General features: G+C 59.1%; 17 protein-coding genes. 4 read left to right on the forward strand and 13 right to left on the reverse strand.

Features of this window, described 5'->3' with window-relative positions; genetic code table 11:
* Positions 1-1215 (forward strand): lactonase family protein, encoded by a 1215-nt coding sequence (locus tag ITX55_RS11445; RefSeq protein ID WP_108682064.1) that lies wholly within the window; start codon positions 1-3, stop codon positions 1213-1215.
* Between the two features lie 51 nt (positions 1216-1266).
* Positions 1267-3183, forward strand: coding sequence for a transcription antiterminator (locus ITX55_RS11450; RefSeq protein ID WP_108682062.1), 1917 nt, complete (start codon positions 1267-1269; stop codon positions 3181-3183).
* Positions 3184-3187: 4 nt separating this feature from the next.
* Here ITX55_RS11450 and ITX55_RS11455 read toward each other — a convergent pair whose 3' ends face one another.
* From ITX55_RS11455 to ITX55_RS11515, 13 genes are all read right to left on the reverse strand, one after another.
* Complete coding sequence (locus ITX55_RS11455; protein WP_089192287.1) at positions 3188-3610, reverse strand: type II toxin-antitoxin system HigA family antitoxin; 423 nt, start codon at positions 3608-3610, stop codon at positions 3188-3190.
* Entirely contained in the window at positions 3607-3918 is a 312-nt protein-coding gene (locus ITX55_RS11460; RefSeq protein ID WP_004937033.1) for a type II toxin-antitoxin system HigB family toxin, read from the reverse strand. The genes ITX55_RS11455 and ITX55_RS11460 overlap by 4 nt, the downstream gene beginning before the upstream one ends.
* A gap of 294 nt (positions 3919-4212) precedes the next feature.
* On the reverse strand, positions 4213-4485 hold the full coding sequence (gene npr, locus ITX55_RS11465) for a PTS phosphocarrier protein NPr (RefSeq protein WP_004937034.1): 273 nt from the start codon (positions 4483-4485) through the stop codon (positions 4213-4215).
* Entirely contained in the window at positions 4482-5336 is an 855-nt protein-coding gene (rapZ, locus tag ITX55_RS11470) for an RNase adapter RapZ (RefSeq protein WP_015379177.1), read from the reverse strand. Before rapZ ends, npr begins: the two co-directional genes overlap by 4 nt.
* Positions 5337-5463: 127 nt before the next feature.
* Positions 5464-5925, reverse strand: a complete 462-nt coding sequence (gene ptsN / locus ITX55_RS11475) for a PTS IIA-like nitrogen regulatory protein PtsN (RefSeq protein ID WP_016930212.1) — start codon at positions 5923-5925, stop codon at positions 5464-5466.
* A 155-nt stretch (positions 5926-6080) separates the two neighbouring features.
* Positions 6081-6368: a ribosome hibernation promoting factor gene (gene hpf / locus ITX55_RS11480; protein ID WP_004937038.1), complete on the reverse strand. Its 288-nt coding sequence runs from the start codon at positions 6366-6368 to the stop codon at positions 6081-6083.
* A 23-nt stretch (positions 6369-6391) separates the two neighbouring features.
* Positions 6392-7825 carry an RNA polymerase factor sigma-54 gene (rpoN, locus tag ITX55_RS11485; RefSeq protein ID WP_223085073.1) on the reverse strand — a complete coding sequence of 478 codons (1434 nt, stop codon included), beginning with the start codon at positions 7823-7825 and terminating at the stop codon, positions 6392-6394.
* A 52-nt stretch (positions 7826-7877) separates the two neighbouring features.
* Positions 7878-8603, reverse strand: a complete 726-nt coding sequence (gene lptB / locus ITX55_RS11490; protein ID WP_004937040.1) for an LPS export ABC transporter ATP-binding protein — start codon at positions 8601-8603, stop codon at positions 7878-7880.
* Between the two features lie 6 nt (positions 8604-8609).
* A complete protein-coding gene (gene lptA, locus ITX55_RS11495; RefSeq protein WP_025160121.1) occupies positions 8610-9149 on the reverse strand; it encodes a lipopolysaccharide ABC transporter substrate-binding protein LptA in 540 nt (179 codons plus the stop codon).
* Positions 9118-9696 (reverse strand): LPS export ABC transporter periplasmic protein LptC, encoded by a 579-nt coding sequence (gene lptC / locus ITX55_RS11500; RefSeq protein ID WP_033644491.1) that lies wholly within the window; start codon positions 9694-9696, stop codon positions 9118-9120. Before lptC ends, lptA begins: the two co-directional genes overlap by 32 nt.
* Positions 9693-10247: a 3-deoxy-manno-octulosonate-8-phosphatase KdsC gene (gene kdsC / locus ITX55_RS11505; RefSeq protein WP_021505108.1), complete on the reverse strand. Its 555-nt coding sequence runs from the start codon at positions 10245-10247 to the stop codon at positions 9693-9695. The genes lptC and kdsC overlap by 4 nt, the downstream gene beginning before the upstream one ends.
* 17 nt (positions 10248-10264) lie before the next feature.
* Positions 10265-11251 carry an arabinose-5-phosphate isomerase KdsD gene (kdsD, locus tag ITX55_RS11510; RefSeq protein WP_033644492.1) on the reverse strand — a complete coding sequence of 329 codons (987 nt, stop codon included), beginning with the start codon at positions 11249-11251 and terminating at the stop codon, positions 10265-10267.
* Between the two features lie 16 nt (positions 11252-11267).
* A complete protein-coding gene (locus ITX55_RS11515; RefSeq protein WP_033644493.1) occupies positions 11268-12245 on the reverse strand; it encodes a calcium/sodium antiporter in 978 nt (325 codons plus the stop codon).
* A gap of 302 nt (positions 12246-12547) precedes the next feature.
* Here ITX55_RS11515 and mlaF point away from each other — a divergent pair, with 302 nt between their 5' ends.
* Positions 12548-13363, forward strand: coding sequence for a phospholipid ABC transporter ATP-binding protein MlaF (gene mlaF / locus ITX55_RS11520; RefSeq protein ID WP_033644494.1), 816 nt, complete (start codon positions 12548-12550; stop codon positions 13361-13363).
* Positions 13364-13367: 4 nt separating this feature from the next.
* Positions 13368-14150, forward strand: coding sequence for a lipid asymmetry maintenance ABC transporter permease subunit MlaE (mlaE, locus tag ITX55_RS11525; protein ID WP_033644495.1), 783 nt, complete (start codon positions 13368-13370; stop codon positions 14148-14150).
* Positions 14151-14152 lie beyond the last annotated feature (2 nt).

A 14152-nucleotide genomic window follows, 5' to 3' on the forward strand; every position in this document is an offset into this window, starting at 1 on the left:
ATGCGAAACTGGCAGGCTCCAACCCGACGCACCGCGTTGTTTATAGCGCTGCTGGCCGTGACCGGCCCGACGCTGCATGCTGAGGATGCAATGAACTCCACGTCATCTCATTTTGCCTATATCGGCACCTACAATCCCAACGGCGAAGGCGTTTACCGAGTGCGGGTCGATCCGGCCAGCGGCGCGTTGAGCCAGGTTACGCTGGTCAGCAACGTGCCGAATCCGGCGCAGCTGACGTTGAGCACTGACGGCAAGACGCTGTATGTCGCCAGCGAAGTGGCCGATTTCAACGGCGGCAAGCACGGCGGCATCACCGCCTACCGGATCAATCCGGCCGATGGCGCACTGACTCAGCTCAACCAGGTGGATTCGCAGGGGGCGGGGCCGGTGTATCTCACCTCGACGCCGGACGGGCGGCATCTGCTGGTGGCGAACTACGTCAGCGGCAGCGTGGCGGTCTTCCCGATTGAAGCGGACGGCAGTCTGGGCGCCGCCAGCTCGGTGCAGCAGCAACAGGGCCCGGCGGGCGCGGCCAAACCGGCGGCGGCGGTGAACGGCAGCTTCGCCGTCAGCGATCACAACGGCCCGCATGCCCATATGATCGCCAGCGATCCGAGCGGCAAGTTCGTGTTTTCCACCGATCTGGGGTTGGATCGCATCTACCAATGGCGCTTTGACGCCGCGAGCGGCCGGCTGACGCCGAACGATCCGCCGTGGATCGCCGCCTCTTCCGCCGGCGCGGGGCCGCGTCACTTTGTGTTCCATCCGGACGGCGACACCGTGCTGCTGGTGAACGAAGAGGCCTCGACGTTGACCAGCTACCGTTTTGATCGCCAAAAAGGTACTCTGAAACAACTGCATGCGGTTTCCGCGCTGCCCGCCGACTATCAGGGCACCAGCTTCGCTTCGGGGCTGGCTCTCAGCAAGAACGGCGGCACGCTGTACGTCGCCAACCGGCTGCATAACAGCATTGCCCAGTTCAGCGTAGGCGCCGGCGGCGAGTTGAAACCGGTGGCGGAAACCTGGACCCGCGGCGATTATCCGCGTTCGCTGGCGCTGAGCCCGGATGGCCGCTATCTGTATGCGTTGAACCAGCGCAGCGATAACGTCACCCGCTTCAGCGTAAACCCGACGGACGGCAAACTCAGCTTTGTGGGCGGCTATCTGCCGATCGGCAGCCCCTCGCAAATGGCGTTTCTGCCGCCGGCGAAGTAACCCGTGGCCCGCCCGGTTCGCCGGGTGGGCCGCCTGATTGACGGACACAGAATGGTGCGATTTCCTTACCCGCGTTTGGCTTACTTGTTCGATGCTTTGCAAACCGAGACTTTGCCGCAGGATGAGCTGGCGAAGCGTTTCGCCGTGTCTACCCGCACGGTGCGGGCGGATATCACCGCGCTGAACGAGATCCTGGACAAATACGGCGCGCGTTTCGTGCATAACCGCGGGGCCGGTTATCGCCTGCAGGTCGATAACGCCGCGCTGTTCAGCGCCCTGCAGCATCAGGAGCGCCGCAAGCACGCCACCCCGCGCAGCGCGCAGGAGCGAGTGCATTATCTGCTGGTGCGTTTTTTGACCTCAGCCTTCTCCCTCAAACTGGAGGATCTGGCCGACGAGTGGTTCGTCAGCCGCGGCACGCTGCAAAACGACATGGCTGAGGTGAGAGAGCGTCTGGCCCACTATCAATTGACGATCGAAACCAAGCCGCGTTACGGCATGAAGCTGTTCGGCGCGGAGATGGCGATCCGCGCCTGCCTGACCGACCTGCTGTTCCAGCTGCAGTTGGCCGACGCCGAGAACCCGCTGCTCAACAACGAGATCCTGCTGCAGCCGCAGGTGGCGGCGTTCGCCGGCTTGCTGCACCCGCTGCTGTCGCAATATGCCATTCGTCTGACCGACGAGGGCGAGCAGTACCTGATTTTCTACTGCGCGGTGGCGCTGCGGCGCATCAACGATGGCTATCCGCTGTCGGACTTCGAGGTGGAGGACGGCGACGAGGCGGTGCGCCAGGTGTCGACCCGCCTGGCGGCGGAGCTGCGTGCGGCCTCCGGCAAAGAGATCTCGATGGCCGAAGAGGCCTATCTGCGGGTCAACATCGCCGCGCGCCGCGTGCAGGACGTGCAGCCGACCGAAATCAACGCCGACGATGAAGAAGCGCTGGTGGACTACATTCTTTCCTACATCAACGCACACTATAACTACAACCTGCAGGGCGACGAGCAGCTGCGGGCCGATCTGCTTACCCATATCAAGACCATGATTACGCGGGTGAAATACCAGATCAACATCCCCAATCCGCTGTTGGCCAACATCAAGCAGCACTATCCGATGGCTTACGACGTGACGCTGGCGGCGGTCTCCAGCTGGGGCAAGTACACGCCTTATACGCTGAGCGAGAACGAAATCGGTTATCTGGTGCTGCACATCGGCGTGGGGCTGGAGCGGCATTACAACATCGGTTATGAACGCCACCCGCAGGTGATGCTGGTGTGCGACACCGGCAACTCGACGGTGCGCATGATCCAGGCGCAGATTGCGCGCAAGTACCCGCAGCTGGTGATGACGCGCATCGTCTCGCTGCGCGATTATGAGATGCTCGCGCACATCGACGAAGACTTCGTGATTTCCAACGCCCGCATCGGCGAAAAGAACAAGCCGGTAGTGGTGATGTCGCCGTTCCCGACCGATTATCAGCTGGAGCAACTGGGCAAACTGGTGCTGGTGGATCGCACCCGACCGTACATGCTGGAGAAGTTCTTCGACGCCGAGCATTTCATGGTGCTCAACGAGCCGCTGACGCAGGCGGAACTGTTCAGCCGGGTGTGCGGCCAGCTGGAGCGGGAAGGGTACGTCGGCGCGGACTTTTATCCGTCGGTGGTCGAACGCGAGGCGATCGTCTCCACGCTGCTGGGCGAAGGCATCGCGCTGCCGCACTCGCTGGGGCTGCTGGCGAAAAAGACCGTGGTGGTGACGCTGCTGGCGCCGCAGGGCGTCGCCTGGGGCGAGGGCGAGGTCGCGCACGTGATTTTCCTGCTGGCGATCAGCAAGAGCGACTATGAAGAGGCGATGGCGATCTACGAGCTGTTCGTCACCTTCGTGCGTGAACGCTCAATGAGCCGCCTGCTGGGCAGTGACAGCTTCGACAGCTTCAAAGCGGTGGCGCTGGACTGCCTGAGCCGGAGTTGAGGGGCTAATCCGCTTCCGGCAGGAACAGGGCTGGGGGCAGATTGAAGCGTTTGGCCAGCGCCATAATGTGCGGAATGGTCAGCGATCTTTTGCCGTTCAGGATTTGGTTGACCAACGACTTTTTGCCGATCTCATGTTCAAAATCACTTTGGCTGAGTTGGTGCTGTTCCATCAATACGCGAAGCGCGGCCACCCCCTGCGGGAGTTGGGCGATACGCTGGTTGAATGCGGTAAATTCGGCGCTGTTGTCTTCATATTCGGCGATTTTTTTTGCCAACAGGTCAATCAGCGGATGGCGTTCATCGTTTTCCAGCAGATATTCCACCAATTCGAGCGCGTCTCGGTAGTCTTGCTGAGCGTGGCTGCCCTGCAATAAGGGTACGGCGCGCAGTAGCGCATCGGCCGCCTTAATGGCATCTGTAATCATGACGAACTCCTTCGATAGTGCTGCATCAGCTTGTCGTATTCGGCGTGGCTAACGATATGCTTTATGAAGACTTTCTGTGTCTCGAAGCTGGCAAAGAACAAGATCCGCAGGTGGTTGCCGCCGACGTCAATGACCCACCATTTCTCTTTGTACTTCATACGATCGAGCGAAGGAAAAAGCGCTTTTAACTCGTCCGGCGTGCGGAACTCACCCCGTCGCAACGCTTTATAAATGGCCTCGAGAGCAGTGGCTTCATTGGGATATTGCTTCGTTGCGTTATTGAACGGTTCCCTGGAAATGATATGCATCGTTCCTTCGATTCCTACCCGGTGAACATTATAGCGACTGCCGGTGAAGTTCACAAATTGTAAACTTTCTGTTGTCCCGCAAGCAAAGCGTGGGGAAACATCCGCCTGTTGTCTGTTTTTGCGTTACACACTATTGCGATTACCGTGGTGGGGGTAAATCCATAACGTGAATTTACAGGCGGTTACGGCTGATTCTGGAAGCGGATTCGCAAAATGAGAAACGGGAGGGCTACACTATGGGAGGGGCGGAGGCAACACATGCGCCGAGGCGACGCATGGGGAGAGTCTTAGCGACTAATCTTCATCAAACCCGGAGTTGAACAGCTCGACCACCGCCGCCAGCGCGTTGACTTCATCGGGGCCGGTCGCTTCGACTTCGATGTGCCGACCCTGGGCGGAGTCCAGCATCAGCAGCGCGATGACGCTGCTGGCTTCGGCTTCGGTGCCGCTTTCGTTGCGCAGCATCACTTCGGCGTCGAAGCTTTGCACCAATTCGAACAGTTTCATCGCCGGGCGCGCGTGCATGCCCAGCTTGTTTTTGATTTCAACCGTCTGTTTGACCGTCATTGTTTGCGCTTTTCCAGCGTGCGGTGGCGCGATTGCACGTTCTTGCCGCGCGAGCGGAAGTAATCGGCCAGCTGTTCCGCCACGTACACCGAACGGTGTTTGCCGCCGGTACAGCCGATGGCGACCGTCAGGTAGCTGCGGTTGTTGGTTTCCAGCATCGGCAGCCACTGTTCCAGATAGCTGCGGGTCTGGTAAATGAAGTTATGCACTTCGGTATGGCGATCGAGGAACGACGCTACCGGCTTGTCCAGACCGGTCATCGGCCGCAGCTTCGGATCCCAGTGCGGGTTAGGCAGGAAGCGCACGTCGAACACGTAGTCGGCGTCGATAGGAATACCGTGCTTGAAGCCGAAGGATTCGAACACCATCGTCAGTTCGCGCTCGCGCTTGCCGAGCAGGCGGGTGCGCAGCATTTCGGCCAGTTCGTGCACCGACATTTCCGAGGTGTCGATAATCAGGTCAGCCCGCGAGCGCAGCGGTTCGAGCAGATCGCTCTCTTCGTCGATCGCGCTTTCCAGCGACAGGTTTTTGCTGGAGAGCGGGTGCAGGCGGCGGGTGTCGCTGTAACGGCGGATCAGCGTGTTGCGATCGGCGTCGAGGAACAGCAACTGCGGCGAGAAGCTGTCCGGCAGCTGAGTCATCGCGTATTCGAACACTTCCGGCGATTCCGGCATGTTGCGCACGTCGATGCTGACCGCCGCGGAGATATTGCGTTCCGCCAGCGTATTGGCGAGCTGCGGCAGCAGAACCACCGGCAGGTTGTCAACGCAGTAAAAACCCATGTCTTCCAGCGCCCGCAAGGCGACGGATTTTCCGGAACCGGAACGGCCGCTGACAATCATCAGCACCATGTGGCAACTCCCCTGGCATCGCGGCGGCGTTCATCGCCACCGTTAAACTTTGTTATTCCGGCCGCAGCCGGATCCATCATCGTAAAACAGTATCGTTATCCGGGCTGGAAGTCACGCCGGCCGGGCATCACTCGGTGATGATTTGGTAAAGTTCTTCGTCGCTCTGCGCGGCGCGCAGGCGGCGGCATACGGTTTTGTCTGCCAGGCGTTTGGCGACCAGCGACAGCGTATGCAAATGGGTTTTGCACTGATCGGCAGGCACCAGCAGCGCGAACAGCAGGTCGACCGGCTGATTGTCGATAGCGTCGAAAGCGATGGGTTGGTCGAGACGGATAAACACGCCAACGGCCCGCAGTGTGTCCTCTTCCAGTTTGCCGTGGGGAATGGCGATACCGTTGCCGATACCGGTGCTGCCCATGCGCTCCCGGGTGAGAACCGCGTCAAACACCACCTGTGAAGGCAGATTGAGCTGTTTGGCGGCCAGTTCGCTGATAATTTCCAAAGCCCGCTTCTTGCTGGTGCAGTGTACCGAGCTTTTGGTGCACTCGATGTTTAACACCGAGCTTAATTGCATATATTCGTTGTTCATCTCATCTTCACTTAAAACCGCGCCGCCGGGCGAACCCGGCAAGGCGGTTTTTCGTCGGTTTTGACCCTGATTACCGTTCGGCGCGTCACCCATGCGGGTCACGCGCCGAAGGGAGAGGCGGCGATGGATGCCGCCTCACGGAATGGGTCAGGGTGTCAGTGTTGCTTCAATTTGTCTTTATGTTTGTTCAATTGACGTGCCAATTTGTCGATCAGCGTATCAATTGCGGCATACATATTCTCGTCTTCCGAGGTGGCGTGCAACTCGCCTCCATTCACGTGCACCGTTGCTTCCGCAATTTGCTGCACTTTTTCCACACTTAATACAACATACACCTGATTGATGCGATCAAAATACTGTTCGAGTTTGGCGAACTTGTTGTTCACGAACTCGCGCAACGGATCGGTGATTTCGATGTGGTGTCCGGTAATGTTGAGCTGCATAGTGTCTTCCTTCTCAATAGAGGTCAAACCAACTGTTTGCGCTGGTTCGACGGCGGGATGGACAAAGACTCTCGGTACTTGGCGACGGTGCGCCGGGCCACGATGATCCCCTGATCGGCGAGCAGGGTGGCCAGCTTGCTGTCGCTGAGTGGTTTGGCGGGGTTTTCCGCCGCAATCAATTTCTTCACCAACGCGCGGATCGCCGTCGAGGAGGCTTCGCCGCCGCTGTCGGTATTCACGTGGCTGGAGAAGAAATATTTCAATTCGAAAATGCCGCGCGGGCTGTGCAGAAACTTCTGCGTGGTGACGCGCGAGATCGTCGATTCATGCATCTCCACGGCCTGGGCGATATCCGCCAGCACCATGGGTTTCATAAACTCTTCGCCTTGCTCGAAGAACGCCTGCTGCTGATCGACGATGCAGCGGGTGACCTTCAGCAACGTCTCGTTGCGGCTCTCCAGGCTTTTAATCAGCCACTTGGCTTCCTGCAGGTTGCTGCGGATGAACTGGCCGTCGGCTTCGCTGCGGGCGCTGTTGCCCAGCGCGGCGTACTGCTGATTGATCTTCAAACGCGGCACGCTGTCGCCGTTGAGCTCGACCGTCCATTTGTTCTGCGTCTTGCGCACCAGCACGTCCGGAATGACGTATTCCGATTCGCCGGTATTGATCGACTGCCCCGGGCGCGGATCGAGCGACTGAATCAGCAGCATCGCTTCTTTCAGTGTATCTTCTTTTAGCCGGGTTGATCGCATCAGGCTGCGAAAGTCGTGGTTGGCCAACAGATCCAGATGCTCGCTGATGATCAGCCGCGCTTCGGCCAGATAAGGCGTATCTTTGGCGTATTGGGAGAGCTGCACCAGCAGGCAATCGCGCAGATCGCGCGCGGCGACGCCGATCGGATCAAAACGCTGCACGCGCTTCAGCACCGCCTCGACTTCCTCGAGGGTCACGTTCTCGTCGCCCAGGCTTTCCAGAATGTCTTCCAGCGGGACGGTGAGATAGCCGGTGTCATCCACCGCGTCGACGATGGAAGTGGCGATGGCGGCGTCGGTATCGGAAAACGGCGTCAGATCCACCTGCCACATAAGATAATCCTGCAGCGTTTGGGTGGTCTCGCCCTGATAGACCGGCAGCTCGTCGTCGCTGTAGTCGGTGCCGGTGCCGGACGGCGTGCCCGCGGTATAGATTTCATCCCAGGTGGCGTCCAGCGGCAGCTCTTCCGGCATGTCTTTCTGCTCCAAGGCCTCGCGGGTATCGAGCCCCTCGGTCTCCTGGGTTTCTTTGGCGTCGATTTCGTCGTGCAGATCGTTCTGTTCAAGCAGCGGATTGCTCTCCAGCGCCAGCTGGATCTCTTGCTGAAGCTCAAGCGTGGACAACTGCAGCAGACGGATCGCCTGCTGGAGCTGAGGTGTCATGGCCAGCTGTTGGCTGAGCCTGAGTTGCAAACCTTGCTTCATAGTTTTCTGTCTACTTCCGTTAACGGTGTCGTCCCGCAGGACGCGCCGGCGCTTAGAGGCGGAACTCTTCGCCCAGATAAACGCGTTTAACCTGCTCGTCGGCCAGAATAGCATCCGGCGTGCCGTGGGCAATCAGTTTGCCCTGGCTGACGATGTAGGCGCGTTCACATACGTCCAGCGTCTCGCGCACGTTGTGGTCGGTGATCAGCACGCCCAGGCCGCTGTCACGCAGGTGCTCGATGATTTTCTTGATATCGATAACGGAAATCGGATCCACCCCGGCGAAGGGTTCGTCCAGCAGAATGAATTTCGGGTTGGCCGCCAGCGCGCGGGCGATTTCGACGCGGCGGCGTTCACCGCCGGACAGCGCCTGGCCGAGGCTGTCGCGCAGATGGGAGATATGGAACTCTTCCATCAGCTCTTTGGCGCGGTCTTCGCGCTGTTCGCTGGTGAGATCGGGACGGATCTCCAACACCGCCATCAGGTTGTCGTACACGCTCAGGCGGCGGAAGATCGACGCTTCCTGCGGCAGGTAACCGATGCCGCGGCGCGCACGGGCGTGCAGCGGCAACAGGCTGATGTCTTCCTCGTCGATCACGATGCGCCCGGCGTCGCGCGGCACGATGCCGACCACCATGTAGAAGGTGGTGGTTTTACCGGCGCCGTTCGGGCCGAGCAGGCCGACGATCTCGCCGGATTTCACTTTCAGGCTGACGTCTTCGACAACTTTACGGCCCTTGTAGGCTTTCGCCAGGTTTTCTGCGATGAGTGTTGCCATAAGTGATTAGTTACTCTTTTTTTGCCCGTTTTTGTCTTGCAACTGCGACGGTACCAGAACCGTTGTCACGCGTTTGCCTTTGTCGCTAAACGCCTGCATTTGCTGCTGTTGCACCAGATAGGTGATGCGATCGCCTTTCACGTTGCTGTCGAGCTGCTCCAGATAGGCGTTGCCCGTCAGGGTCACCAGCTGGGTCGCCACGTCGTAACGCACTTTCTGCGCGTGGCCTTTGACCGGCTTGCCGCTGTCCTGCATCTGGTAGAAGGTTACCGGGTTGCCGAACGCTTCAATATAGGTCTTATTCTGATCTCCGCCCGGACGGGTGACCACCACCTTGTCAGCGCGGATATCGATGGTGCCCTGTTTGATCACCACGTTGTCAGTAAAGGTGCTGACGTTGCTTTGCATATCCAACGACTGCTTGAGCGAGTCGATGCTGACCGGCTGGCTGGAGTCGGATTTCAGCGCCAGAGCAGGGGCGCTGGCGGCCAAAACTAAGCTGCCGATCAACAGATTACGGAGTTGGTTTTTGGTTCTGGATTTCATAGTTGGTCTTAACCTTATCAATCAGCTCAGCGGTTTTGGTCCGCAGGTTCCCACGCATTTTCATGCCGTTAGAGGTAAAATTGGTCCCGTAAAGCGTGACTTCGTCATCGGAGGTGACGTCCTGGGTGACCAGGTTTACCTGAGCGTTGTCCGTCTTAATTTTTTCCAGCTGCGAGGTGGTGGTCAGGCTGTTTACCTCGACGTGGCCATACAGATACAGCATCCGGTCTTTCGTCAGTTTGGCGCGATCGGCGCGAACTGACCAGGTGGCCACCGCATTCTCGTCGAACAGCGTCATCACCGGCTGGGTGAACCAGCTCAGCTCGCCGGCGGTGTAATACTTCGCGTCTTCCGCCACCAGCTTATAATTCAGTTTACCGGCCGGATTGTACACCACGGTGACCGTGTGCTGGCTCTGGTAGGTCGGATCCTGATCGTTAGCCGGGCCAGGAGCCGTATCGTCGCTGAAGTCCGTCATGTTCCAGCCGATCAGCGCCAGAACGATCACCGTCAACAGGATGGTGATCCAAAGTTTGGTTTTACTCATATCGACAGCCCTTTGGCGTCCTCCAGCTTATTTTGAGCCAAAAGAATGATGTCGCACAGTTCGCGCACCGCGCCGCGGCCGCCGGCAATGCGGGTGACGTAGTGGGCTCGCGGCGTCAGCAGCGGATGAGCGTCTGCGACCGCGACCGCCAGGCCCACCTGCGCCATCACCGGCCAGTCGATCAGGTCATCGCCGATATAGGCGACCTGATCCGCCGTTAACGACAGTTTATCCAACAGTTCGCGGAAGGCCAAAAGCTTATCGGATTGCCCCTGATACAGATGGGTGATGCCGAGCGTTTGCGCGCGGTCTTCCAGCAGCTTGGCGGAGCGACCGGTAATGATCGCCACCTCGATGTCGGAGGTTTTCAGACAGCGGATGCCGTAACCGTCGCGCACGTTGAACGCCTTCAATTCTTCACCGTTGTTGCCCATGAAGATCAGGCCGTCCGACAGTACGCCGTCAACATCGCAAATCAACAGGCGGATGTTCCCGGCACGCGCCATAACCTCTTGTTCTACCGGCCCGTAGCAGGTTTCTACCATACCCATTCCGTTCTATTCCTTAATTAAACGACGCCGGCACGCAGCATGTCATGCATATGTACCACACCCAGCAACTGGTCGCCATCGGCAACCAGCAACGCGGTGATGTGGCGTTGCTGCATCAGATTCAGCGCATCGACCGCCAGGAGGTTGGGACGCACCCGCACGCCGCCCGGCGTCATGACATCGGCGATCTTGGCTTCGTGCAGGTTGATGCCCATATCGAACACCCGGCGCAGGTCGCCATCGGTAAAGATGCCGGCGATTTTCATCAGATCGTCGCAGATCACCGTCAGACCCAGATTTTTGCGGGTGATTTCCAGCAGCGCGTCGCGCAATGAGGCGTCGGCGCTGACGTGGGGCATTTCGTCGCCGCTGTGCATGATATCGCTAACCCGCAGCAGCAGCTTGCGGCCGAGTGCGCCGCCCGGATGCGACAGCGCGAAATCTTCCGGCGTGAAACCGCGCGCCTTCAGCAGCGCGACGGCCAGCGCATCGCCCATCACCAGCGTGGCGGTGGTGCTGGTGGTCGGCGCCAGCCCCAGCGGGCAGGCCTCCTGCGGCACCTTGATGCACAGGTGGATGTCCGCCGCCTTGCCCATCGAACTTTCCGGATTGTTGGTCATGCAGATGAGGGTGATCCGCTGCCGTTTCAACACCGGGATCAGCGCCAGGATCTCGCTGGACTCACCGGAGTTGGAGATGGCGAGTACGATATCCTGCGGAGTGACCATGCCCAAATCGCCATGGCTGGCTTCCGCCGGGTGAACGAAGAATGAGGGGGTGCCGGTGCTGGCGAAGGTCGCGGCGATCTTGCAGCCGATATGGCCGGATTTACCCATGCCCATCACCACCACTTTGCCGCCGCAGGCGGCGATCGTTTCGCAGGCGCGGGTGAAGTCTGCGTTGATGTAGCTGTCGAGCTGAGCCAGCCCGTCACGCTCTATCTGAAGCACTTCTTTGCCGGCCTGTTGAAAATCGAAGCCCGGTTGCAACTCAATGTTCGACATACTCATTCCCGTCGGTTTAGCCGAAAGTACTGAAAGGGTTAAAGAACAGCACCGCAAGATACGCAATAAAGCCGCATAATAACAGCGCGCCGGCCAGGTGGCCGATGCGGTGTTTGCGGCCGATGCACAGCACGCTCAGCAGCACGCTGGCCGCCAGCATCACCCAGTAATCGCGCTGGAAGGCGGCGGCGTCCACGCTGCCCGGCGACAGCAGGGCGGGGACGCCCAGCACGATCACCGTGTTGAAAATATTGGAGCCGATGATATTGCCAATCGCCATATCATCTTCGCCCTTTAATGCTCCGGCGATGGACGTGGCCAGCTCGGGCAGGCTGGTGCCGATGGCGATAATGGTCAAGCCGACCACCAGTTCGCTCAGGCCGAAATAGTGCGCGATCACCGTCGCGTTATCGACCACCATTCTGGAAGAGAGCGGCAGAATGATAAACGCCAGCACCAGCCACAGCACCGCTACGGTATTGCTGCTGTCCTGCGGCAGTTCGGCGATCTGCTCCATGGTCAGGCTGTCGCTGCCCTCGCGCTGCGCCAGCCGGGCGATTTTCAGCATCAGCAGGATGAAACCGGCGGCGGCGGTCAGCAGCAGCACGCCGTCCAGCCTGCTTAGGGTGCCGTCCATCAACACGAAACCGCACAATACTGTGACCGCTAACATCAGCGGCAGTTCGCGCCGCAGTATTTCCGATCGTGCAGCCAGCGGGTGAATCAGCGCTGCGACGCCCAGGATCAATAAAATGTTGGTGATGTTGGAACCTAATACGTTGCCAACGGCCATATCTATCTGCCCGTTCAGCGCGGCGGTGGTGGACACGATCAGCTCCGGCAGTGAAGTGCCGATGCCGACGATGGTCATGCCGATGATCAACGGCGGCACGCCAAGCGAACGGGAAATCACGGCAGCACCATAAACTAAGCGGTCTGCACCATACACCAGTAGAAATAAACCAACGATTAATAATGCTATTGCGAGAAACATGCAGGGTCCTTTGTCGGGTATTATCCCGGTTCGTTGGTTAAAGCCGTCAATGCGGCGGTATTGCTTGCCCTCCGGTGCGTGCGCTTGAACGCAGCACCGGTTTTTCCCGGCTAATTGTTGAACACTTTCGTTTTTTTTCGTTATGGCGCCAATTTTGACCGGGTGGCGCGGAAAAGTAAAACCAATGGCATCATTGGTTGCGAAATGGCAGTAAGTTTTTGTAAAGATGAGACGGATTGCGCCCATTGCTTTAACATCACGGGTAGATTCAGCAAAAGATGAGTCGTAAAGGGTCCATTAACATGCTCCAAAAGGCAGATAATTTGGTCGAAGTGCGCGACATGAGCTTCTCGCGCGGCGACCGGCGGATATTTGAAGACATTAACCTGACGGTGCCTCGCGGTAAGATCACGGCGATCATGGGGCCGTCGGGCATCGGCAAAACCACGCTGCTGCGTCTGATCGGCGGTCAGCTGACGCCGGACCGCGGGGAGATTTGGTTTGACGGCGACAACATTCCCGCATTGTCCCGCCGTCAGTTGTACGACGCGCGCAAAAAGATGAGCATGCTGTTCCAGTCGGGCGCGCTGTTCACCGATTTGACCGTATTCGAAAACGTGGCCTACCCGTTGCGTGAGCACAGCAACCTGCCTGAGCCCCTGCTGCGCAGCACGGTGCTGATGAAGCTGGAAGCGGTCGGGCTGCGCGGCGCGGCGCAGCTGATGCCCAATGAACTCTCCGGCGGCATGGCGCGCCGGGCGGCGTTGGCGCGCGCGATCGCGCTGGACCCGGAGATGATCATGTTCGACGAACCTTTCGTCGGCCAGGATCCGATCACCATGGGGGTGCTGGTCAAGCTGATCGACGAGTTGAACCATGCGCTGGGCATTACCTGCATCGTGGTGTCGCACGACGTGCCGGAGGTGCTGAGCATCGCCGACTACGCCTATATCGTGGCCGATCACCGGGTGATTGCCGAAGGCACCACGCAGCAATTGCAGAACAATCCTGATGCGCGCGTGCGCCAGTTCCTGGATGGTATAGCGGATGGACCGGTGCCGTTCCGCTATCCGGCCGGGGATTATCAGACTGAACTGCTAGGCTTAGGGAGTAAATAAGCTCATGTTATTAAGAGCGTTAGCGTCTCTGGGGCGCAGTGGCATCAACACCAGCGCCAGCTTCGGCCGCGCCGGGTTGATGCTGTTCAACGCATTGATTGGCCGGCCGGAACCCGGCAAGCAGTGGCCGCTGTTGTTGAAACAGCTTTACAGCGTCGGCGTGCAGTCGCTGCTGATCATCATGGTTTCCGGGCTGTTTATCGGCATGGTGCTGGGCCTGCAGGGGTATATCGTGCTTACCACCTACAGCGCTGAAGCCAGCCTCGGCATGATGGTGGCGCTGTCGCTGCTGCGCGAGCTGGGGCCGGTGGTGACGGCGCTGCTGTTCGCCGGCCGCGCCGGTTCCGCGCTCACGGCGGAAATCGGCCTGATGAAGGCGACGGAACAGATCTCCAGCCTGGAAATGATGGCGGTCGATCCGCTGCGGCGCATCGTGGCGCCGCGTTTCTGGGCGGGGATGATCAGCATGCCGCTGCTGACCATCATCTTCGTGGCGATCGGCATTTGGGGCGGCTCGGTGGTCGGCGTGGATTGGAAGGGCATCGACAGCGGCTTCTTCTGGTCGGCGATGCAAGGCGCCGTAGAGTGGAAAAAAGATCTGCTCAACTGCCTGATCAAGAGCGTGGTGTTCGCCATTACCGTAACCTGGATTGCCATTTTCAACGGGTATGACGCCGTGCCTACCTCTGAAGGGATTAGCCGGGCGACGACGCGTACCGTGGTGCATTCGTCACTGGCGGTGTTGGGATTGGATTTCGTGCTGACCGCACTGATGTTTGGGAATTGATT

The organism is Serratia sp. EWG9, assembly GCF_019913725.1.
In the GTDB taxonomy this organism is placed as follows: domain Bacteria; phylum Pseudomonadota; class Gammaproteobacteria; order Enterobacterales; family Enterobacteriaceae; genus Serratia; species Serratia ureilytica.

Excerpts from the sequence above, each read along its gene's own strand:
- ITX55_RS11445 (WP_108682064.1), top strand. The coding sequence starts at position 1 with ATGCGAAACTGGCAGGCTCCAACCCGACGCACCGCGTTGTTTATAGCG.
- ITX55_RS11450 (WP_108682062.1), top strand. The coding sequence starts at position 1,267 with ATGGTGCGATTTCCTTACCCGCGTTTGGCTTACTTGTTCGATGCTTTG.
- ITX55_RS11455 (WP_089192287.1), bottom strand. The coding sequence starts at position 3,610 with ATGATTACAGATGCCATTAAGGCGGCCGATGCGCTACTGCGCGCCGTA.
- ITX55_RS11460 (WP_004937033.1), bottom strand. The coding sequence starts at position 3,918 with ATGCATATCATTTCCAGGGAACCGTTCAATAACGCAACGAAGCAATAT.
- npr (WP_004937034.1), bottom strand. The coding sequence starts at position 4,485 with ATGACGGTCAAACAGACGGTTGAAATCAAAAACAAGCTGGGCATGCAC.
- rapZ (WP_015379177.1), bottom strand. The coding sequence starts at position 5,336 with ATGGTGCTGATGATTGTCAGCGGCCGTTCCGGTTCCGGAAAATCCGTC.
- ptsN (WP_016930212.1), bottom strand. The coding sequence starts at position 5,925 with ATGAACAACGAATATATGCAATTAAGCTCGGTGTTAAACATCGAGTGC.
- hpf (WP_004937038.1), bottom strand. The coding sequence starts at position 6,368 with ATGCAGCTCAACATTACCGGACACCACATCGAAATCACCGATCCGTTG.
- rpoN (WP_223085073.1), bottom strand. The coding sequence starts at position 7,825 with ATGAAGCAAGGTTTGCAACTCAGGCTCAGCCAACAGCTGGCCATGACA.
- lptB (WP_004937040.1), bottom strand. The coding sequence starts at position 8,603 with ATGGCAACACTCATCGCAGAAAACCTGGCGAAAGCCTACAAGGGCCGT.
- lptA (WP_025160121.1), bottom strand. The coding sequence starts at position 9,149 with ATGAAATCCAGAACCAAAAACCAACTCCGTAATCTGTTGATCGGCAGC.
- lptC (WP_033644491.1), bottom strand. The coding sequence starts at position 9,696 with ATGAGTAAAACCAAACTTTGGATCACCATCCTGTTGACGGTGATCGTT.
- kdsC (WP_021505108.1), bottom strand. The coding sequence starts at position 10,247 with ATGGGTATGGTAGAAACCTGCTACGGGCCGGTAGAACAAGAGGTTATG.
- kdsD (WP_033644492.1), bottom strand. The coding sequence starts at position 11,251 with ATGTCGAACATTGAGTTGCAACCGGGCTTCGATTTTCAACAGGCCGGC.
- ITX55_RS11515 (WP_033644493.1), bottom strand. The coding sequence starts at position 12,245 with ATGTTTCTCGCAATAGCATTATTAATCGTTGGTTTATTTCTACTGGTG.
- mlaF (WP_033644494.1), top strand. The coding sequence starts at position 12,548 with ATGCTCCAAAAGGCAGATAATTTGGTCGAAGTGCGCGACATGAGCTTC.
- mlaE (WP_033644495.1), top strand. The coding sequence starts at position 13,368 with ATGTTATTAAGAGCGTTAGCGTCTCTGGGGCGCAGTGGCATCAACACC.